At 70.4% G+C, this 20,940-nt stretch carries 18 protein-coding genes; 6 read left to right on the top strand and 12 right to left on the bottom strand.

Annotation, left to right across the window (positions count from 1 at the left end):
• Positions 1-135: 135 nt before the first annotated feature.
• The 4 genes from GXW83_RS04070 to GXW83_RS04055 form a co-directional block, all read right to left on the bottom strand.
• A complete protein-coding gene (locus GXW83_RS04070) occupies positions 136-891 on the bottom strand; it encodes an MBL fold metallo-hydrolase (RefSeq protein WP_182441535.1) in 756 nt (251 codons plus the stop codon).
• Between the two features lie 145 nt (positions 892-1,036).
• Positions 1,037-1,960: a ribosome-inactivating family protein gene (locus GXW83_RS04065; RefSeq protein ID WP_182441534.1), complete on the bottom strand. Its 924-nt coding sequence runs from the start codon at positions 1,958-1,960 to the stop codon at positions 1,037-1,039.
• A gap of 94 nt (positions 1,961-2,054) precedes the next feature.
• Positions 2,055-2,741: an alpha/beta fold hydrolase gene (locus tag GXW83_RS04060; RefSeq protein ID WP_182441533.1), complete on the bottom strand. Its 687-nt coding sequence runs from the start codon at positions 2,739-2,741 to the stop codon at positions 2,055-2,057.
• Positions 2,742-2,927: 186 nt separating this feature from the next.
• On the bottom strand, positions 2,928-3,737 hold the full coding sequence (locus GXW83_RS04055) for an alpha/beta fold hydrolase (protein WP_182441532.1): 810 nt from the start codon (positions 3,735-3,737) through the stop codon (positions 2,928-2,930).
• Between the two features lie 282 nt (positions 3,738-4,019).
• Here GXW83_RS04055 and GXW83_RS04050 point away from each other — a divergent pair, with 282 nt between their 5' ends.
• Positions 4,020-4,973: a GlxA family transcriptional regulator gene (locus tag GXW83_RS04050; protein WP_182441531.1), complete on the top strand. Its 954-nt coding sequence runs from the start codon at positions 4,020-4,022 to the stop codon at positions 4,971-4,973.
• Between the two features lie 97 nt (positions 4,974-5,070).
• Here the strand turns inward: GXW83_RS04050 and GXW83_RS04045 are convergent, their stop codons facing one another.
• Positions 5,071-5,607 carry a Dps family protein gene (locus GXW83_RS04045; RefSeq protein ID WP_182441530.1) on the bottom strand — a complete coding sequence of 179 codons (537 nt, stop codon included), beginning with the start codon at positions 5,605-5,607 and terminating at the stop codon, positions 5,071-5,073.
• A 634-nt stretch (positions 5,608-6,241) separates the two neighbouring features.
• On the opposite strand from GXW83_RS04045, the gene GXW83_RS04040 reads away from it, so the two are divergent.
• Together GXW83_RS04040 and GXW83_RS04035 are read left to right on the top strand one after the other, a co-directional pair.
• The gene (locus GXW83_RS04040; RefSeq protein WP_182441529.1) at positions 6,242-7,879 is read left to right on the top strand and encodes a LuxR family transcriptional regulator; all 1,638 of its coding nucleotides are present in this window, start codon (positions 6,242-6,244) and stop codon (positions 7,877-7,879) included.
• A gap of 402 nt (positions 7,880-8,281) precedes the next feature.
• Entirely contained in the window at positions 8,282-11,029 is a 2,748-nt protein-coding gene (locus GXW83_RS04035; RefSeq protein ID WP_225446742.1) for a tetratricopeptide repeat protein, read from the top strand.
• A 109-nt stretch (positions 11,030-11,138) separates the two neighbouring features.
• On the opposite strand, the gene GXW83_RS04030 is transcribed toward GXW83_RS04035, so the two are convergent.
• Positions 11,139-12,002: an alpha/beta fold hydrolase gene (locus GXW83_RS04030; RefSeq protein ID WP_225446741.1), complete on the bottom strand. Its 864-nt coding sequence runs from the start codon at positions 12,000-12,002 to the stop codon at positions 11,139-11,141.
• 61 nt (positions 12,003-12,063) lie between these two features.
• Entirely contained in the window at positions 12,064-12,768 is a 705-nt protein-coding gene (locus GXW83_RS04025) for an alpha/beta fold hydrolase (protein ID WP_182441527.1), read from the bottom strand.
• Between the two features lie 224 nt (positions 12,769-12,992).
• Between GXW83_RS04025 and GXW83_RS04020 the strand changes: the two genes are divergently transcribed.
• Positions 12,993-13,202 carry a WhiB family transcriptional regulator gene (locus tag GXW83_RS04020; protein ID WP_182441526.1) on the top strand — a complete coding sequence of 70 codons (210 nt, stop codon included), beginning with the start codon at positions 12,993-12,995 and terminating at the stop codon, positions 13,200-13,202.
• Positions 13,203-13,553 carry an STAS domain-containing protein gene (locus GXW83_RS04015; RefSeq protein WP_225446740.1) on the top strand — a complete coding sequence of 117 codons (351 nt, stop codon included), beginning with the start codon at positions 13,203-13,205 and terminating at the stop codon, positions 13,551-13,553.
• Between the two features lie 1,331 nt (positions 13,554-14,884).
• Here GXW83_RS04015 and GXW83_RS04010 read toward each other — a convergent pair.
• From GXW83_RS04010 to GXW83_RS03990, 5 genes are all read right to left on the bottom strand, one after another.
• Positions 14,885-15,913 carry a zinc-binding dehydrogenase gene (locus GXW83_RS04010; RefSeq protein ID WP_182441524.1) on the bottom strand — a complete coding sequence of 343 codons (1,029 nt, stop codon included), beginning with the start codon at positions 15,911-15,913 and terminating at the stop codon, positions 14,885-14,887.
• Positions 15,914-15,981: 68 nt separating this feature from the next.
• A complete protein-coding gene (locus GXW83_RS04005) occupies positions 15,982-17,400 on the bottom strand; it encodes a M20/M25/M40 family metallo-hydrolase (RefSeq protein ID WP_182441523.1) in 1,419 nt (472 codons plus the stop codon).
• Between the two features lie 52 nt (positions 17,401-17,452).
• Complete coding sequence (locus GXW83_RS04000; RefSeq protein WP_182441522.1) at positions 17,453-17,983, bottom strand: carboxymuconolactone decarboxylase family protein; 531 nt, start codon at positions 17,981-17,983, stop codon at positions 17,453-17,455.
• A complete protein-coding gene (locus GXW83_RS03995) occupies positions 17,980-18,786 on the bottom strand; it encodes an alpha/beta fold hydrolase (protein ID WP_182441521.1) in 807 nt (268 codons plus the stop codon). The genes GXW83_RS04000 and GXW83_RS03995 overlap by 4 nt, the downstream gene beginning before the upstream one ends.
• 289 nt (positions 18,787-19,075) lie before the next feature.
• The gene (locus tag GXW83_RS03990; protein ID WP_182441520.1) at positions 19,076-20,221 is read right to left on the bottom strand and encodes a glycosyltransferase; all 1,146 of its coding nucleotides are present in this window, start codon (positions 20,219-20,221) and stop codon (positions 19,076-19,078) included.
• A 67-nt stretch (positions 20,222-20,288) separates the two neighbouring features.
• Between GXW83_RS03990 and GXW83_RS03985 the strand changes: the two genes are divergently transcribed.
• On the top strand, positions 20,289-20,936 hold the full coding sequence (locus tag GXW83_RS03985; protein WP_182441519.1) for a TetR/AcrR family transcriptional regulator: 648 nt from the start codon (positions 20,289-20,291) through the stop codon (positions 20,934-20,936).
• The last annotated feature ends 4 nt before the right edge of the window (positions 20,937-20,940 follow it).

Below are 20,940 nucleotides of genomic sequence, written 5' to 3'. Positions count from 1 at the left end.
CTCTATCTGGGCTGCAACGGCATCACCGGGACCGGCGCGTGCGACATCGCCCGGCGGCTGCGCGCCTCGCCGCAGGCGGAGCACCTCACCGGGTACAGCTCGCCTGATGGCGACGGGTGTGGCGTCTGCAGCTGCTCACAGTCCTTCCCCGTCCGGAGCGCGCAGGCGTCCCCGTGCCACGAGGCGGTCGAGTCGTCGCTGCTCTGCGGCCGCCCAGCGGTCCACCCGTTCCGGGTCGAGGGGGGCGCCGTGTCCGACGTGGATCTTCGTGGGACGCAGGGCCAGCATCTCGCGCAGGCTGGCCAGATTGCCGAGGCGGTCGTCGTGGAAGGGCGGGTTGGCGGGTCGCCCCTTGACCAGGCCCAGGAGCGGGGTGGCCACGAGGTCTCCGGCCACCAGGTCGCCGTTGTCGGTCAGGACGGAGACGGAGCCGGGCGTGTGGCCCGGGGTGGGCATGATGCGTGCCTCGACGCCGAAGTCCGCCAGGTGCGTCTCGCCTCGGATGAGCACGTTCGGGTCGAACGGTTCGGTGGTTTCGCGCACCCGGGAGGTGCGGGCGAAGAGGTGCCCGAACAGCCCGATGGGCAGGTAGGGCTCGCTCACCCGGCCCGCTCGGTAGATGCCCAGGTCGGCGACGTGTCCGGCGATCGGTGCGCCGGTGAGTCGGCTGAGCTCCGCGGCGGAGCCGAAGTGGTCGACGTGGCCGTGGGTGACGACGATCAGGCTGACGTCCTTGGGGTCCACACCGTGGGCGGCGACCTGGTCGTGGATCAGTTGGCCGCTGCCGGGCGTTCCGGCGTCGACGATGACCGGTCGCTTGCCGAGCAGCAGATAGGCGTTGACGACGTGCCGGCCGAGCACCGGTATGGCAATGACCTTGGTCGGTGGCATGGAGGAGCTCCTTGACGGGTGCGGGATGGGTGCCGGCCAACGGGCGCCCCGGGCCGGCCGCCCGGCCGGGCAACCGAGGAATCCCGGTGGTGGGGATCGCCGTGGCGGTGCCCGGGGCGGGTGCGGCGCGGTTCGAGCGCGAGGTCTACAGCTCGGTGTGGTTCGGACCGCCCGCGTTGGCGCGGTTGCCGAGGAGGATCCCGACGTACCGGGCGAGATCGCTCCACGAGTGGAGGACGAGGTTGGTCGGGTGACCGTCGCTGTCGGCGGCACCGGCTCCGACGATCGTCACGGGCCGGGTCGTACTGTTGTTGCTGACGGACACCCCGTAGCCGGACATGGCCGCCCAGTTGTTTTCGAGGTTCTGCTCCTGCGTCGGGAGACCGCCCCGCGAGTCGGGCGTGCCCAGGGCCTCCGACATGATCCCGTAGACATTGCTGAACCGCGCTGCTTCCGACGTCACCTGGATCAGGAGCATCAGGGAGCGGGCGGCGGGCTGTGAACTGGTGGCGAGGTTGCCGGATGTCGTGGTGGCGAGGCTGGCGACGGACGAGTAGACGTCGTTCATGGAGATCGGCATCGCACCACGGCCGCGTCCGGCGGCCGCGCTGAGGCCGTCGTAGTTGCTGTCGAACGGGAGCCTCTGGAACCCCCCGTGGAAACCCTGGGCAAGGGCGCCGCCGGTCACCAGGTCGACGGCGGCGGGACTCAGGTCGTTGAAGTAGAGCGTCTGGTTGTTCGCGTTCGTGAAGCCGAGCACGTAGAGGTTCTGCGGATCGATCCACAGCGTCAGGGGGAGCGGACTGGTGCCACCGGTCGCATTGATATCGGCCCGGATGATGCCGCCCGCGTTGCTCTGGGCGATGTACGTGCCGCCGCGGAAAGCATGGCCCGCAGCACTGCGCAGGCTGTTGATGAAGGCGCTGTAGCCAGCGGCGGCGCTGCTGCCCGGCCTGTTGTCGAGCTCCATGTAGATGTGGGCGACCTGTCCAGGGCCGACATCCGCTGCGGCTGGTCCGGCCGTTCCGATCATGGTGGCCAGAAGCACGGCGAAGGAAAGGATGACCACCTTCGCGGACCTGAGTCCGAAGGATCTCACTGCTGTTCTCCCTCTTGCTTGGGGGCTTCGGGTTCGGAGGGTCGCCGGGCCGGGTGCGCCCGGACTACGCCTCAAGGGACTTCGCGGCTTCGCGGATCACGTCGAGGACGAAGTCCGGGTGCGACAGCATGGGGACGTGGCTGCTGTCGACGTCGTAGGTCTTCGCTCCCATGCGCTCGGCGGCGAAGCGTTCCAGGTCGGGGTTCACGGTGCGGTCGTCGTTGGCGACGATGTACCAGCTCGGCTTGGTCTTCCAGGCGGTGCCGGGGACCTGCTGGTTGAACAGGTCCGCATCCGGCACGGCCCCGGTCGCCAGAACGAGTTTCTGCTCCGCTTCGGGCAGGTCGCCGGCGAAGTCCTGAATGCCTGATGCCTTGAGCCACAGGCGCCCGTCGGCGACCTCGATGTGTTCGAAGACGGGTGTGGCGGGGAACTGTTCCTGCTGCTGCTGGGAGGTCTCGGTCTCGTCCGGGCTGAGCGCGGCGATGTATACCAGCGCGCCGACACGGTCGTGGGTGCCCGCCTTGGTGATCAGGGTCCCTCCGTAGGAGTGCCCGACGAGCACGATCGGGCCCGGCATGTGGTTGAGCGTGAAGGTGACGCACGCTACGTCGCTCTCCAGCGAGTTGAGGCCGTGCTGCGTGGCGAATACCTCGTGCCCCTCGGCCTGGAGTGCGGGAATGAGCTTGTTGAAGCACGAGCCGTCGGCCCAGAGCCCGTGGACGAAGACGATGCTGGCCTTGCCTGCCATGAGATGCGCTCCTTTGTGGACAGTCAGTGGATGGGTTGGCCGCCGTACCGCTGCGCACCGAGGGCACGGGTGTCAGTCGATTCCCCTCCGGCGGCCTTCCGCCGAGCGGGGCGACCACTGTGCAGTGGTTGCGATCATGTGCGGGTGTGACCGGGGCCGGCAGCGTGAATCGAACGACCGCGCTCCCTACGCCGCGGATATCGCGGCGACGAACGAGCTGATGTGCGCGGCGACCTGGTCGGGTACCTCCAGCGGGGAGAGGTGGCCGGTGTGGTGCAGCTCGGTGAGGGTGGCGGTGGGGATCAGCGGCAGCAGGTGCTCCCGCAGGACCTGCGGCGGGTCGACCTGGTCGTGGCTGCCGGCCAGGACCAGCACGGGAACGCCGATGGTGCCGACGACGCCGGAGAAGTCCTCGACCAGGCCTTGGCGCGGCCAGGCCAGTCGGGCGTCCTCGGCCGGGCGCAGGCTGTCCTCGACGACCTGCTGCCGCAGCTCCTCGGGCAGAGCGCTGACGGTCAGCACCTGGTCGATGCCCTGTTCCACGCTCTCAGCGGTGTCGTAGGCATGCGACAGGACGTCCTGGAAGTGGGCGGTGATGCCCACCGGCGCGGGCGGCGCGGGTGCGACGAGCACGACGCCGCGCAGGCCGGAGGGCTGACGCGAGGCCAGGACCTGGGCTGTCTTGCCGCCCATGGAGTGGCCCACCACGACGTACTCGCTGCAGCCGAGCGCGTCGATGACGCTTTGCGCGTCGTCGGCGAGCTGCTCGATCCCGTAGGGGCCGGGGACCGCGGTGGACCGGCCCCACCCCCGGTGGTCGGTCGAGACGAACGCCTGCCCGGCATTGAGGTGTTCGATCACGGGCCGCCAGGTGCGGTGTGAGCCGCCCCAGTAGTGCAGAAAGACCAGGGCCGGTCCGCTGCCCTCACGTACGTGCCCGTACAGCCGACCGCCCTCGACCTCGAAGTAGCGCCCTATCGGCGTGTAACCAGTCATGTCGTTCTCCCGTCGGAATCCTGCGGCGGCGATTCGACGTCGCCACCGCGTCACGGCCCGCGTTCCGCCCGTCTCGGCCACGCCCCATCCTGCTGGGGTCCTCGTTGATCAACCACTGTCCTGATTGCCACCCTCCATAATTTTCGGGACAGCTTTCCCTCAAGCCGCACCATGCCCTTCGCCGACCGCACGGCCCTGGGCCAGCAAGGCGGAACGCCATCGGATGTGCGCCGATGCGGGGGCGTCGGATGGCTGGAGTACTACGGACGTAGGATTCCCGCCATGGCACCTCATCGCGTCGCGGTCCTGGCACTGCCCGCCGTGCTGCCCATCGACCTGGGCATCCCCACGCAGATCTTCAACCCCCGGCCCGGGACTCCCTACGAGATGACCGTCTGCGGCGTCACGCGCGGCAACGTGGTCACCAGCACCGGCTTCACCGTGGGTGTGAGCGCCGGACTGCCCGCGCTGGCGCGAGCGGACACCATCATCGTGCCGGGGTACTGGGACTACCGCCGTCCGCCCGCCCCCGAGGTCCTCGCGGCCCTCAAACTCGCCTACCGGCGCGGGGCGCGGATCGCCTCGATCTGCACGGGCGCGTTCACCCTGGCCGCCGCAGGACTTCTCAACGGCCGCACCGTGACGACGCACTGGGCCAGCGCCGACGACCTGGAGGACCTCCACCCGCAGGTGAGCGTGGACCGCAACGTCCTCTACATCGACGACGGACAGATACTGACCTCCGCCGGCGTGACCGCCGGGATCGACCTGTGCCTGTACCTCGTGCGCAAGGACCTGGGCGCGGCAGCCGCCAACGAGATCGCCCGCGAACTGGTCGCCGCACCGCACCGCGACGGCGGCCAGGCTCAGTACATCGCCCGGTCGCTGCCCGAGCCCACCGCGCACACCCTCTCGGCCACCCGCGACTGGGCCCTGCAGCATCTCGACGAGCCGCTCACCCTGGACATCCTCGCCCGTCACGCCCGCATCTCCACTCGCACGCTCGTGCGGATGTGGCGTCAGGAGACCGGCGCCACCCCGCACCAGTGGGTGCTGACCGCCCGCATCGACCACGCCCGTGAACTGCTCGAAGCCACCACCCTGAGCGTTGAGCAGATCGCCGACCAGACGGGCCTGGGCAGCAGCACCAACCTGCGGGCACGCTTCCGCGACCACCTCGGCACCACCCCCACCGCGTACCGGCGCATGTTCCGACGCTCCGGCGCGGACGACTGACCAGCATCGCGCCAACGGATCACCGCAGGGCTGCACCGGCGCCGCTCTGGCCGGCGTTGGGCAGGTCGGGTCATCGTCAGCGCACCCGGGGCTCGCGTCAGCCGCCGGACTTCGCCGCGGTGCTGCCGGCGGGTCGGTCCGCGCCCGTCGCCAGATGCGCCCGCACGAGCCACTGGCACTCCTCCAGGCCCCGCAGTTGGCCGATCAACAGATCCTCGGTCACGGGCTCGTTCATGCCTGACACGGTGACAGCTTCGCGCGTGCCCTCGATGACACGCGTGTACGAGGCGTCGAGGGCGCTCAAGTGGATGCTGGTGTCGGCGCGGCCGATGCCGTAGTCGTCCCACGGCCGCTCGGCGACCAGCGCGCCTGCGGTTCCCTGCGCGACTCCGCCAAGGGTGGCGATCCGCTCGGCGACGTCATCGGTCATCACACGCACCGCGTCCGCCTGCGCGTCCAGCAGCTCGTGGACAGCGATGAAGTTGGGGCCGACCAGGTTCCAGTGGGCGTGCTTGAGAGTCAGGTACAGGTCGTTCAGAGCGTGCAGGCGCCCCTGCAGCAGCCCGACCGGGGTCGAGGCGTGCCCCGGCGAAATGCCTTGGACGACGGATGCGGCAAGCTGTTGCGTGTTCATGGTCTCTCCTCGGATGAGGCGCCCTGGGCGGGTGGGCCAAGAGCCGGGTGGTCCGCCCGCGGGCGGTCCGCCGGTCCGGGGCGGATGTCGAGGATCAGCCTGCCCCGACGGTCTCCACGGGTCATCAGCCGATTGACTGCGGTTTGACTGGCGGTCGCAGCAACCCGACTTCGTCGGCCGCAGACGCCCTCCTCACCACACGGGACTGCCCTCGGCAGCCAGTGGCTCCAGGCCGTCCGCCCGCATCGGCAGTTCGGGTCGTCAGTTCTGCCTATGGATCTTCGTGTGCACCGCGGGAGAACCCTGGTTCGCTGGAGAACAAGGTTGAACGGGGCAGGCGGAAGAGGATGAGGCTGATGAGAACTCCGGTACATCTCGGCTCGCGCTCACAGGTGCCCCGAGTGCGGCATCCCGGATCCGGATCGCCGGATCGCGGTATCGCAACCAATCCCGGCGTGAGCCCATGACCATGACCCGAACCAACGATTGGGGACACGCGTCCGAGACCTGCTCTGCGGCCCCTGGCAGGAGTGTTGAGCCGGATTCCTCTCCCCCTGAACGCGGATTCTGCCTGTCCTGTGGCCACCCCCCAGGGCCGCCTGGGCCAACGGGGCACGACCAGGATCCGGCTGCCGTGCGCGCCCTCGTGGATGAGGTCGCGGCCCAGCTGCTCTTCCTGTATCCGGGCCTGCGGCGTGCCGCGCTGGAACTGGCGGCGGACGGTGAGGTACGCGGCGAGAACGCTGTGCGCCCCGCCGAGAACGCCACTGGTGGCCTGCGTACGGACGCGACGCTACCCGCGGACATCCGGCGTGGCCGCTCCAGGCTTGCCTCAGCAGCCGAGACTCAGCTCCAGAACGCCCTCGCGCTGCTCCACGAGGACGGGGACGTGTCGGCTGCCTACCGCATGCTGCTGCGGGCAGCCGAGGGCGTGCACGACGAGGGCGTCGGACGGGTCGGCGCCGAGGAGATCCTCTGGAGCCTCGTAGCGGCCTGCCAACTCAGTGCTCGGCCGGGGCACCGGGAGTCCCTCGAACGCTATATCGCCGACTCAGGCGCACTGTTCACGCCGAGTGTGCGGACTGACTTGCGCGGCGTCCTGGACCCGGCTGCCGCGCCCGGCTGGCTGCGCGGACAGATCGAGTCGCTCGACGGTCGGGCCGGACCGGCTGAGATCGTACGGATCGCCGGCGTGTCGGCCTTCTTCGGCAACCTGTCCGACAGTCGGCACGCCCTGCGCAGTATCGCGTGCACTGATCCCGTCGGCCGCTTCGGCGTGCCGGGCGTACAGGCCAGCATCCTGCTCGCCTTCGAGGCGTACCAGACCGGACAGTGGGACGAGGCCGATCGACTCGCCAGGACCACCGCGGACCAGTGCGCCGCCGAGGGCTACCAGTTGCTTCGCCGACAGGCGCAGACCGTCCTGGCAGTCGTGGCGGCCGGCCGCGGCGACGCCACGACGGCCCGGGCCATCGCCGACGAGATCGCAGGGTGGGCGGCGCCGCGAGGACTCACCTCCCTGCTCGTCGGCGCTCAGTACGCCTGCGTCCTGGCGGCTCTCGCCCAGTCGGACTTCCTCGGGGCATATCAGCAGGCTTCCAGGTTCACCCCGGCCGGGGACTTGGCCTCTGCCGAGCCGTTCGCCGCGTGGGCGCTGCTCGACTTCGTCGAAGCCGCGCTGCGCGCGGACCGACGCGAGGAAGCCGACGTGTATGCGCACGCCATCAGGCAGGCCAGCCTGATGGCGTCGTCGCCGCGCATGGCTTTGCTGTCCACCGCGGCAATGGCGATGACCGCGCCGGACGAAGAGGCGTCGGCCCTGTTCGAGCTGGCGCTGGCGGGCGAGGATGCCGGGCGGTGCCCGTTCGACCGGGCCCGGGTGCGCCTGCTGGCGGGCGAGCGCCTACGGCGCATGCGGGCGGTGGGCCAGGCGCGCGTCCACCTCGCCGCCGCCCACGACGACTTCCGCCGACTGGGCGCGCCGACCTGGGCACAACGTGCCGCTACAGGACTGCGTGCCGTCGGCCTGGTTCCGCCGGGCACGGACCTCGGCGGCCAGCAGCTCCTGACGGCGCGGGAACTCAAGATCGCGCGACTTGCGGCTGCGGGCCTGAGCAACAAGGAGATCGGCGACCGCCTGTTCATGTCGCACAGAACCGTCGCCAGCCACCTGTACCGGATGTTCCCGAGGCTGGGCATCACCTCCAGGGCGGCGCTCGGTACGATCCTGCAATCCGTTGAGGCTGAGGGCGAGTTCACGCTCGGGCCATGAGCGCCGTCGTCGCAGGTTCTTCGGCCCACACTGCGGTGCTCCAGCAGGCGCACACCAGTACCAGTGCCGACGCATTGCCGCAGGCCATCTCGTACGTGTCAGAATGAGGGCCTTGTCGCCACCTGTCACCTGATCACCGATGATGATCGTGGTCCAAGCCCCCTGGGGCGACTACCTCTTACGTGCTCGTGAGTCATCGGCTCCGGTCTGACCCGAGAACCCGTAAGCGGCAATTCGCCCACATGAAGAGCCCTCTAGGCCGGGACCGATCCGGACGCGCCTTGCGCCGACCTCGGATCCGCCCGGTACTCGCCCGTGATCCACATCCTGGCCACACACGGCATTGACCGCAGTTCACCTGCGACAATCCCCTGCAAGGGCTGCCAACTGGGGGTGGGTGCGATGGCGGAGACACCGGGCGGGTTCGCGATTGAGCTGCGGGAGCAGCGTAAGCGGGCAGGGATGACCCAGCAGGAGCTGGCGGATGCGGCCGGGGTGAGTCTGCGGACTGTCAGTGACCTTGAACGGGGCGTCGCCACCATCCCGCAGCGGGAGACGCTGCGGCTGCTGGGCAGCGCGTTGTCCCTGATCGGCGTTGAGCGGGCGCGGTTCGAGACCGCGGCGCGGGGCCGCCCGCTGGAGGCCGTGTCCGCAGCCGCCGCCCCGGCGGTGCGGTCTCTGCCGCGCGACGTGGCCTCGTTCACCGGGCGGCAGCGGGAACTCGGCCAGCTGACAAGCGCCGCCGTCACAGCGGGCGGTGTGGTGGGCATTCACGCGATCGGCGGGATGGCCGGAGTCGGCAAGACCACGCTCGCGGTCCATGCCGCGCACCGGCTGGCCGCCAACTTCCCGGACGGGCAGCTCTTCATCGACCTGCACGGCTACGACCCGCTGGCCGAGCCCGTCACCGCGCTGGACGCCCTGGGCCGGCTGCTGCCCTTGCTCGGGGTGCCGGCCCAGTCCGTTCCCGCCGGCGAGGCCGAGCGCTCCGCGCTGCTGCGCGACCGGCTCGCCGGCACCCGCACCCTGGTGGTGCTCGACAACGCCGCCGACACCGCGCAGGTGCGTCCGCTGCTGCCGGGCACCAGCAGCTGCCTGGTCATCGTCACCAGCCGACGGCGCCTGCCCGGACTCGACGACGCCACCCTCATCGATCTGAACGCGCTGCCGATCGAGGACGCCGTCGCGCTGCTGCGCCGCGTCGCGGGCCCCGGCCGCATCCACGCGTCGGACGAGCACCTGACCGAGCAGATCGCCGATCTGTGCGGCCGCATCCCCCTGGCCCTGCGCATCACCGCCACCCGCCTCAAGCACCGGAGCGCCCTCACCCTGGACGACCTCGCCCGGCAGCTGCGCGACGACCACCACAGACTCGACGCCCTGGCCGACGGGGACCGCAGCCTCACTGCGGCCTTCGAAGGCTCCTACCGCAGGCTCGAACCCGGCCTGCAGCGCCTCTTCCGGTTCCTGGGCCTCATACCCGGACAGGACTTCGACCCCTACGCTGCCGCGAACCTCCTGCAGAGCGACCACCGTACCGCCGCCCGCATGCTCGACACCCTCCTCGACCACAACCTCCTGATCCAGCACACCTCCGGCCGCTACCGCCTCCACGACCTCGTACGCGACTACGCCCGCACACTCACAACCGCCGACAACGGCGAGGCCGAAACAGCCATCGGCCACCTGTTCGACTACTACGAGCACGGCGCCCGCACGCTCAGCGACACCCCCGGCGACGGCTTCATCGTCAGCGACCGCCAACTGGACACGCCAGAACCCTTTGCAGCGCCCCAGTTCACGGCCCGCGACGAACGCCTCGCCTGGCTGCGCACCGAACGCGACAACATCACCGCCGCCGTCGCCCACGCGAGCACCCGCGGACGGCTGCTGCGCGCCGTCAACCTCACCGAGGCGCTGAACTTCACCCTCTTCGTCGACGGCCCCTGGGTCGACGGCATACGGCTGTTCCGGTCCGCCGCCGAGGCCGTCAAAGACCTCGACAACCCCGTCATGGAAGCTGACATCCTCGCCCGGCTGGCCCAGTTCCTCTTCCTGAACGGGGAGTACAGGGCCGCAGTGACCGTGCACCTCGAAGCCCTGCGGCTCTACGAGGATGCCGGACAGCGGCACTGCCAGGCGGTACAGCTGCGTTCGCTGTGCTGGGCGCACACGAACCTGGCCGAGCTTCCCGTGGCGACCGGCTTCGGAACGCGCGCGCTGGAGATCTTCCATGAAGTCGACGATCCCCCGGGGCAGGCCGCCGCCCTGCTGGCACTCGCGTTGGCAAGCGAGGGTGTCAACCCCTCGGCCAGCATCGCCCACCTCAAGAAATCCCTGACCATCAATCAGGCTCTCGGCCAACACTCGGTGGAAGCGCCCACTCTGGCCATCCTCGCCGCAGCGGAGACGACCATGGGCAGGTTCCACAAGGCACTCGCTCATTTCGAGCAGGCCCTGCCGTTGGTCAGGAGCATCGACTCGCTCCGCCTCTTCGAGGGGGTGGTGCTGCGCAGTTTGGCCCACTGCAGGCTCGAGGTCGGCGACCAGGGCAGCGCTGCCGACCTGGCCGAGGCCTCGCTCGCCTCGTTCCTCAGACACGGGGACGAGATCGGCGCGGCGCACGGTCGCCTGACTCTCGGGGTGGTCAGACAGGCCGCCGGGCGGCACACCGAGGCCCTTGAGATCATCGAGGCCAGCCTCGCGGCATTCCGCGAGGCCGCACGGCCCGAGTCGATCGGGGAAGCCCTCATCGCCCTCGCCCGCTCCCATCGCTGTGTGGGACACGTGACGACCGCCGAGGAACTGTGCCGCGAGGCGCTGGACCTGCACGAGCGGAGCGGACTGCGCGTCGGCCACGCCCTGACGCTGATCGAAGCAGGTGCTCTGGCCGCGCAGACCGGGAGCCACGACCAGGCCTTGGCCTCCTACGCTCAGGCCCTTGAAATCACCCGCCAACTCGGCACTCTGCCGGGCACAGCCGCGGCGTTGGACGGCCAGGCGGACTGCCTCTGGTCCCAAGGCCGGCGACCCGCCGCCCTCGACGCCCTGCGCGAAGCCGTCGGGATCTACCAGCAGATCGGCGCCGGCGCAGCACCCGAGGCCGCCGCGCGCCTCGCCGCGCGGGAACGAGAACACGCGGCGCAATAGCCCGGCGGCACCGGATCACCCGCCGCACCGCAGTGTGGCCAGCACTTCCGTCACGCCGCGGTGCGGCGGGTGCGCGGGAACTCGAAGCCCCTCCCAGGGCCACGCCGCGTCAGCTGCCGTGTACGGCCTCCAGGATGACCTTGGTGACGACGCCGGGGTTGCTGACCATGGACAGGTGCGGGGCCTTGACCTCGGTGATGTGGGCACCGGCGGCCTGGGCCATGGCGAGCTGCTCGGCCGGCGGGATGGCGTTGTCCGCGGTGCCGACGACCGCCCACGAGGGGATGGTCTTCCACGCCGGGACACCCGACGCCTCGGTGAGAGCCGCGGTGGTCAGCGGCCGCTGGACGGCGCCCAGCTGAGCTGCTTCCTTGGCGGGTAGGCCGTTGGCCATGCAACTGGCGAACGCGCTCTGCTTGATGTACGCGTCCTCCGCGCCCGCCGGGGCGCCCGGGTAGGGCACCAGGGTGAGGTTGGCGTCGTCGGTGACGCAGGATCCCGGGACGGTGGTCACCAGCTGCCCGATGGTCTGTCCCTCGTTGGGGGCGAACGCGTCGATGTAGACCAGAGCCTTGACGTTCGCGTCGCCGGTTGCGGCGTTGGTGATGACGGCGCCCCCGTAGGAGTGGCCGACGAGGATGACGGGGCCGGAGATGGTGTCGAGGAAGTCCCGGATCGAGGTGGCGTCGGTCGACAGCCCCTCCAGCGGGTTCGGCGGCACATAGACGGTGTACCCGTCGGCCTGCAGCCGGCTGACCACCGCCGACCAGCTCGAACTGTCGCCCCATGCACCGTGGACGAGGACGATGCTGGGCTTGACGGCGGTGTTCGCGGTGGCAACGGCCGCCGTGGGGCTGCTGCTCGTGCTGGCGAACGCGGTCTGGCTGGCCGGAACAGCGATCGCGGCAGCGGCCAGGGCGACGGCTATGGCCGTCACCCGCAGCTTCGGCCGAGTCGTCGACATGATGCGCATCAGTTGTCTCCTTGTCGTGTGCTGCTCTGCGAACCGCCCGGATTGGGCGGCGCAGGGTGTGCTAGCCGGCGTTGACGGCGACGACCTCAGCCGCCTTTTTGATCAGCTGCGCCGTCTCGTCGGGGTGGGAGACCATGACGACGTGGCTGGAGGTGACCTCCGCGGTGACCGCGTCCATGCGCCGGGCGAACAGGCGCTGAGCGTCCGCCGGGATGGCCTGGTCCTCGGTGGCGACCAGGTACCAGGAGGGCAGGTGCGTCCAGGCCGGGTCGCCCATCACGTCGCCGAAGGTGGACGCGGCCAGCGGCTGCTGAGCGGCGTGCATGACCCTGGCCCTGACCGGGTCGACGTCGGCGGCGAAGTGGTGGACGTAGTCGTCCTCCGGCAGCCAGCCCAGGCCCTGCTTGTCGATGAACTGGTGTGCCACAGCCGGGGGCACAGGGCCCTGCGACAGCAGCCCGCCCAGGGACTCACCCTGGTCGATCGCGAACGCGGCGACGTAGACCAGAGCCGCCGCATTCGGGGCGTCGGCGCCCAGCGCCGTGATGATCTGCCCCCCGTAGGAGTGGCCCACGACGACCGTCGGGCCGTCCTGCAACTCCAGAACCTGCCGCAGCCGAGCGACGTCGGCAGCCAGCGCGGTCATCGGGAACTGCGGCGCCGTCACGTGGTAGCCGTCGGCCTGCAGACGCTCGACGACACCGCTCCAGCAGGAACCGTCCGCCCACGCGCCGTGGACGAGGACGATGTTGGGTCGAACACTCATCTCCGTAAGTCCTCCCTGGTAGGAACCTTGTGATCCCCATGCTCGGGTGCTCCGCTACTGCGGCGGAATCCGCAGAATGACTGCGCTCGTCCGGCGAAGCGGGTGCAGTCAGACAGCTGATTCCTCTGCTGCGCGCGGCGGCCGGAGGACTGCTGAGCGCGCCTTGGGCACGCGAGGGGCTTGTCGCGCATGAGCCGCAGATCGCCCTGAAGACGTGCAGGGGCATGGCCTCCGAGAGCTTCTTCTCACCGACCGGCGAACGCGGCCCCGCCCGGCGACGGCGCGAGGAACACGCCCTCAGGGTCTGCCGGAGCTGCGCCGTGGTAGACCAGTGCGCCGCCTTCGCCGACAGAACCGGGCAGCCCTACGGTGTGTGGGGTGGCCTGACCGCGCGTCAGCGGGCGACAACACCTCGCGTCGCGGGTGCCACCTGAGTGCCTCCGCACCGACCACGTCGGCGTCGACTCCGACAGCCCTGGACCTGCATCCCCTTGACGACCACGGCACAGCGCGCACCCGGCGGCCTCGTCCTGCACGTGAGCGGAGAACTTGACCTCGACTCCGCTCCGACCCTCGAATCCGCCGCCACCGCCCACCTCGGCGCCTTGCCCTCGGTACTCACCCTCGACCTGAGCCGAATCGCCTTCATCGACTGCGCGGGACTCGCCGCCCTGCTGCGGATCAGTGTCCACGCCTCATACTCGCGCACCGCCCTGCTCCTGGGCCCGATCAGCCCATCCGTGGCCCGCCTCATCGCCCTGACCGGGGATCCCTTCCACACCTGACGGAGCCGCCCGACAGCCCCCGCGCCAGCGCCCCCTGGGGAGCGGCAAGCGTCCCGGCGCGAACCGAGCCCTCCTCGAAATCCTCCTCAGGAGAACACTGAGGCGGAGGACCATTCTGAAGGCACTGGCACAAACCGCCCCGGGTCACAGCATCCACACCGCGCTTCGACTCCGTGTACCCGCGCGGCCGCCGGGTCCTGCGACGCCGACCTGATCCGCGTCACCACCAGACAGCGACGTCGTGGCCGAGCATCCGCGCTGCTGGGCCCGCCATCAGACCCTGGCCCATCCCGACCACCAGCAGGCCGCCGACCAGAAGGTGAGCCGCGTCCTCTGCACCGACCGACGATTCTGGGTGGCCCGCTGCGCACCTGCGACGTGACCCGGTACAGCAGCCCGCGGCAGCGCTTGTGGCTGAAGTCCACCCGGATGCCCGCGGTGATCCACAGCGATCTGCCCGCTCCAGAAGCTCCAGCGGGGGGAGCCCGAGGCCATGCCTACAAAATGCGTACCGCACTCCCCGTGGGGCAACGGCCATGCCCAACTCCGTTGCCCGCCCCACATCAAGACTTCTGGCCAATGGACACCAACGGCGATACGCAGCAGGGCGTTCACCAGCATGTATCATCCACCGCCTGCATGATGTGACGATACGTCACCATCATCCGCCAGTCGCGCAGCGTCATGCGGGCGAAATCCGGGCGCGTCGCAGGCTCCGCGGCAAAGCCGCAGGTCAGCCCGTCGTACCGATAGACAGCAGCACCTCCGCCCAACAGATGCCCCGTATGAGTCCGTCGCCTTCAAGGGGCGACTCGACCAGCAACTACGCGCGTCAGAGACACGGGCGCGCCCAACCCCCGCCGATGCAGAATGAGCACCGCTCTTCGGGAGTCGCTGTCACACGGCTTCCACCAGTGCTTATGTACCCACAGAACGGACATGCCGGGCACTCTGAAGCGCCCGGCATGTCCGTTCTGTCATGAAATTTTGTCCTGCTTTGTGCCCCAGGCAGGATTCGAACCTGCGACACCGGCTTTAGGAGTTTTCCCCAGTCAAGCCGCTGACCTGCAACGATGCGGCGACATGATCACTGAGCTGCGAAAATCACTCTCGATGGATCTCGTCGTTGCCCATCATTTCTCATCCTCATACGGGCGAAATCCGGGCCGCTGGAGCCGTGTCGTGACAGTCCCCTGTGGCTTTCTGAGCTGCCGTATTGAGCCTACTGGTGAGCGGGGACACAGCAGGAACCCGGCGTCGGCGGCGGGTGCTCAACAGGTGACGTCGTCGAGTGTCTCTGCGATTGGGCGGACGGATCCCGGGCGGTGGGGTCAGCGGACGAAGACCGGTTTCCGGGGCGGGTCGAGCAGGACCGCCGGCGCGTCGTCGAAGCGGAGCGGTGCGGAGTAGACCGGGCCCGGCTGGACGGCCCCGGTCCGGAGCAGGTCGAGCACGACGGGCACGTTCGGCGTGATCTGCGCCAGGCCGGTGCATACGGTGATGCCGGCGGCGTACATGTCGAAGTACGGGAACGGCATGTCCGTGAAGTACACCGAGCGGATCGAGCAGGTCCCGCCCGGGGCGGTGGACCTCAGCGCGCAGGCCAGGCCGGCGGCGCTGCCGGAGGCGTCCACGGTGGCCTCGAAGACGCCCTCGACGCGCTCGGGGTGCCGGCCGCAGATCACGTGCGCGGCGCCGAGCCGGGTGGCGAGCGCCACGGCCTCCGGGTCCTTGTCGATGTACGTCACCTCACCCGCACCGAGGGCGACGGCGAACATCACCGCGAACAGCCCGAGGCTGGCGGTCCCGCCGACTATCAGCACCCTGGCGTCGGGGTGCTCGGCCATCGCGTCGCGTACGCCCTGGTAGGCGTCGGTGAGGTTGTCCGAGCAGGAGACGGCCGCCGCCGGATCCAGCCCGTCCGGCAGCGGCACCAGCGACGTCGCGGCGTAGGGGACTCGGACCAGTTCGTCGAACAGACCCCCGTGCGGACCGCCCAACGGGACGCCGTAGGCGGCCAGCGGCGGGGTGGCCGAGCAGTTCGCCGGTCGGCGGGCCAGACAGTGCACGCACGTACCGCAGCTCAGGTGCCACGGGATCACCACCCGGTCGCCGGGGCGCAGCCCGGCCGCGCCCGCGGCGTCGCCCACCGCCACGACCTCGCCGACGGCCTCGTGGCCGAGGGCGAACGGTCCGGGCATCGGGGTGCGCCCGGTGACGATGCGCCGGTCCAGGTCACAGGTGCTGGACACGATCGGGCGTACCAGCGCGTCGGTGTCGGCGGCCAGGACCGGCGTGGGGACCGATCGCCATCGCACCTGTCCCGGTTCGACGTAGAACAGGCTCCGGATCTCGGACATGGGTTCCTCTCGGTTGGCGGCCACTGCGTCAACTGCCTGCTGGGGTCGGGTCGTGGGCAAGGCGCGGGCTAGACCCGGGCGTGGGCGTCCAGCACGTGGGCGACGGCCTCGGTCACCTTCGCCGCGAAGGCGAGGTTCAGCCACTCGTCCGGCACGTGCATGTTCGAGTCCGCGCCGAGCGCCCCGGTGACCAGGAACTGCGCCCGGGGGTAGTGCTCTGCGAGCATCGTCATGAACGGCACACCGCCGCCGATGCCGACGCCCTGGTGCCGGCCGCCGAGCACTGCGTCGCCGACCGAGTCCAGTGCCTGGGTCAGCCACGGCGCCGGCGTCGGCGCGTTCCATCCGTCCTGTGCGAAGACGTCGTCGAGTTCCACCTGCGCGTGGTTCGGCACGTCCGTGGTCAGCGCCTGCTCCAACTCGGCCAGTGCGGCCCGGGAGTCGGCGGTCGGCGGGAGCCGGAAGCTCAGCTTGAGCGAGGTGGAGGCGCGCAGCACGTTGCCCGCGTCGGCCGGCTCCGGCAGCCCGGACGCGCCGGTCACCGCGAGCGCCGGCCGCCAGGTGCTGTTGAGGATCAGCTCGACGTCGTCCTCGGACTCCGGACGCACGCCGTCGGCCAACGGGTGCCGCCGCTTCGGCGCGCCGGGGTCGAACCGGGCCAAAGCCTCGGCCCCGGCCCGGCGTTCGGCCGGTATCTGCACGTTCATTGCCGGGAGCTTGATCCTGCCGGTCCCGGCGTCCTCGACCCGCTCCAGCAGCGCGCGCAGGACCCGGAACGAGCTGGGCACGATGCCGCCGGCCAGGCCCGAGTGCTGAGGCGAGGTCAGCACCGTGACCTTCACCGTGGCCTGCACGATCCCGCGCAGGCTGGTGGTCAGCCACAGCCGCTCGTAGTCGCCGCCGCCCGCGTCCAGGCAGACCACCAGCGAGACGTCGCCGAGCCGGCCCGCCAGGTGCTCCACGTACGCGGGCAGGTCCCGGCTCCCCGACTCCTCGCCGGTCTCCAGCAGCAGCACCGACCGGGCGTGCTCGCCGCCGGTCGCGTGCACGGCCTCGATCGCCAGCGCCGCCGCGTACCCCGCGTAGCCGTCGTCGACCGCGCCGCGGCCGTACAACCGGCAGCCGCGGACCATCGGCTGCCACGGATCGAGCCCTTCGGACCAATCGCCGGCCGCGGGTTGCTTGTCGAGGTGGCCGTAGAGGACGACCGTTCCCTGGGCGACCGCGCCCGGGGTCGCGGGCACATCGACCACCAACAGCGGTGAGCGGCCGTCCAGTTGGAGGATCTCCAAGCGGGCGCCCGGAAGCCCGCGAGCGGCGATCCAGTCCCGTACATGCTCAACGGCCCTGCGCAGGTGCCCGGTTTCGGCCCAGGAGGCGTCGAAGTCGGGTGAGAGAGCGGGGATCTTGATGTACTCGGCCAGACTCGGCAGCGCCGAGGCCATCCAGCCCGTTTCCACCACGCCATGCACGCTGCTGTGGTCCATGAGACTCTTCCTGTCGGGTTCGCCGCGACCGGGACGGTCGTGGCGGATGGTTTCAGTGGTCGTGGGTCCATGCGTCGGGTGCGTCGTCCAGTTCGATCCGCAGGATGCCGGTGATCCGGGCGACGGTCATGTAGTGCCCGACGAGGACGATGACGTTCACGAGTTGACGGTCCGTCAGCACTGCTCGGGCGGAGCCGAAGGTCTCGTCGGTGGTGTCGGTGCCGGCCACGCAGGCGTCCACGAACGTGAGCAGGGCGGCGACTTCGGCGTCGAGTCGGCCGAAGCGGCCGGACTCGATGTCGGAGATCTGCTGCTCGCTCCAGCCGGCCGCGCGGGCCTGGTCGAGGTGCTGGAAGCGTTCGTAGGCGCTGTAGCTCAGCGCCGCGACCCGCAGGATCGCGGCCTCCCGCCAGGCGGGGTCGAGGTCGGTCGCGCGCAGCGCGTTGGCGGACTCGGGCAGCAGCCCGGCCAGCCGGTCGTCGAGCAGCAGCACGGCCCGGGTGAGGTTGGACGGGAACCGGTTGTACTGGGCCTGCTGCGAGTCGTTGAGTGTCGCGCTGTCGGCGAGCGGTATCCGGCTCATCGGGTCACCTCGTTCAGGAAGGCGTCGATGTGGCCGGTGACCGTGTCCGGCCGTTCGATGGGGGACAGGTGGGCGGCGTCCGGGACGATCCGCAGACGCGCCCGGGGGATCGCCTCGCACAGGTGCCGGGCGCTGGACAGGGGAGAACTGGAGTCGTGCTCGCCCACCAGGACCAGCGTGGGCGCGGTGACCGCCGGGAGCCGCTCGGCGACGTCGAAGGCGGCGATCAGCTCCCACAGTGCCGCGTGCGTGTGCGGGTCGTCGTGGAGCAGCGTCTTGGTGGCGCGGTCCACCAGATGCGGCCGCCGCGCGAGGGTGTCGGGCATGAACCAGTGGGCGAACAGGCCCGGCAGGACCGCGGCCATGCCCTCGCGCCGGGCCGTGTCGGCGCGCTCGCGCATGGCGGCCTGGCCGCCGGGCGAGAAGTTGGCGGCGGTGTCGATCAGCACCAGGGAGCGGACGAGTTGCGGACGGTCCAAGGCGATCGACTGGGCGATCAGGCCGCCGACCGAGAGGCCGACGAGGTGCACCGGGCCGGCGTCCAGGTCGGTGATGGCCGCGCCGATCGCCGCCGACACGTGCTCGACGGTGATCTCCTCCGCCCGGCCCCGACTGCCTCCGTGTCCGGGCAGATCAAGGGCGACCACGTCGTGGTCGCGGCGCAGGGCGTCGAGTTGCGCGTCCCAGTAGGTCAGGTCGAGCCCGGCGGAGTGGAGCAGCACGACCGGCGTCCCACCTCTCGGTCCGGTGCGGATGGCGTTGACAGCGGTGGCGTCGGTCGCGGTGGCGTCAGTGGAGAACATGCATCCAGCGTCTGTCAGCGCAGCCATCATGTCCAACGATGAGTAATGATGGGATTGATCACCGTAGCTGATAAATTTCGGTCCGTGGACCTTCGCCGGCTCGAATCCCCATGCGGCACGGGTTCGCCGTGGCCGGGGGCCAGAAGCCGTAGGTCATCAAGAAGGCTCTGGCCACCGGGTATCCACCGGTCTCCCTGCGCTGCGGCCGTGGAGCGGTGACGCGGCAAGCGTTGCGGACGGTTGTGGACGCGGGCACCCCCGCGATCCGCAGGGACTGCGGGGCGGGCGGTCAGCCCCTGAGGTCGGCGATGAGACATTCGGCGACGGCGGCGGGTGACGGCATGGCGGCGATCTCGTCGCCGATGCGGGTGGCCGCGGCGGCGAAGGCCGGATCGGTCAGCACTGTACGCAGCGCGGCGGCTGCGGCTTCGGGAGCGTTCCCGCCCGGCGGCAGCGCCGTGCCCGCGCCGGCGGCGGCGACCCGGTCGGCCTGGACGAACTGGTCCGCCCCCTGCGGCAGGATGACCAGCGGGATGCCTCGGGCGAGCGCGCCCAGGGTGGTGCCCGCGCCGCCGTGGGTGACCACCGCCGAGACACCTTCGAGGAGTTGGGCCATGGGTGCGAACGGTGCGAAGTCGACCCGTCCCGGTGCGAGGTCGTAGTCGTCGGTCTTGCCGTCCACGCCGAGGGTGGCGATCAGATCGACGTCCAGGTCGGCCAGGGCGTGCAGCAGCGGGCCGACGACAGCCGGATCGGCGAAGTGGGTGCCGAAGGTGACGAGCACCCGCGGGCGGGCCGCGGCCGACGTGGAGGGGCTGGAAGCGGCCGCCTCGGCTCCCTGGTGCGGCTCGGGCCGGAGCGGGAGGTGCTCGGCGGCAGGCCGCACGCCGTCGAACTGCAGGCCGGGCGGGCAGGTGTCGAGCAGCCAGCGACCGGAGGGCACGGCGATGGGGGCGGGCAGGTCCCGGTCACGGTAGCGCGACGCCACGAGGGCGCGCATCGCCTCCAGGAAGGCCGGCGGCACAGCGGGGCCAAAGGCCAACGTGGCGACCGGGGTGCCGAGCGTCGCGGCGGCAAGCGGTCCGACGAAGTCGAACAGCTCACTCACGACCAGGTCGGGGGCCCAGGAGTCGACCGCGGCTATCGCCTCGGGTGCGGAGAGGTCGACGCGGGTGCCGGCGAAGAACTCCGCGACACCCTCAGGGGTGGGATCGGCCGCCGGGTCGGCGCCAGTACGCCGCGCCACCTCGGCGAACAGCACGTCGGGCAGGGGGCCTGCGGCGAGCGCCTCGAAGCCTTCGGCCTCGAGCAGCGGCGCCAGGCCGGCCGCGGTGAGGACTCCGACAGTGTGGCCCTGCCCCTGGAACGCGCGGGCCAGCGGGAACAACGGGAGAAGGTGCCCGAAGGCTGGCGTGCTGGAGAAAAGGATCTTCATGCCTATCAGAATAGCATCTACTCGATAGAATATGATTCTGATGAGAAGAAGTCGGTATGATGAAGTCGTGACAGCATCGATCCAGCATCGAGCCAGCCGCCGACAGGACAGCGCCGCCTACACCCGGGAGGCGATCCTGGCCGCGGCCTCCGAGTTGTTCTCCAGCCGCGGGTACACGGCGACCACGGTGAACGAAGTCGCCGCCAAGGCCCGGGTGGCCGTGGCCACCGTCTACACCAGCGTGGGCGGCAAGCCGACCTTGTTGCGCGCCCTCATCGAGAGAGGCGTCAACGAGCCCCGGACCACGGAGACTCTCACGGCGGTGGCCTCGGCCGACGATCCGCGCGAGGTCATCCGGCTGACCGCAGCCGGTACCCGGTACAGCAACGAGGCGAGCCGGGAGATGGTCGCGCTGATGCTCTCCACGGCCAACACCGTGCCGGAGATCGCCGAGGCAATGCGGGAGGCCGTCACCGCCTACCGGCAGGCATTGGGCGCGGTGGCCGGCAGGCTCGACGACCTGTCCGCCCTGCGCGGCGGCCTCGGCGTCGAGCGGGCCACCGACATGCTCTGGTACTTCTTCGGCCTGCACTCGTGGCGCCAACTGGTGGAGGACAACGGCTGGTCCTACGAGGACGCGCAGAGCTGGCTGGCCGAGTGCGCCGGGGCGGCACTACTGACCCCGGAACACGCCGCGACCAAGCCACCCCGCTGAACCC

This window comes from Streptacidiphilus sp. PB12-B1b (genome assembly GCF_014084125.1).
Classification (GTDB): domain Bacteria; phylum Actinomycetota; class Actinomycetes; order Streptomycetales; family Streptomycetaceae; genus Streptacidiphilus.
The sequence above is the reverse complement of the archived record's forward strand: the minus strand, read 5'-3'. Positions and strand labels throughout refer to the sequence as shown.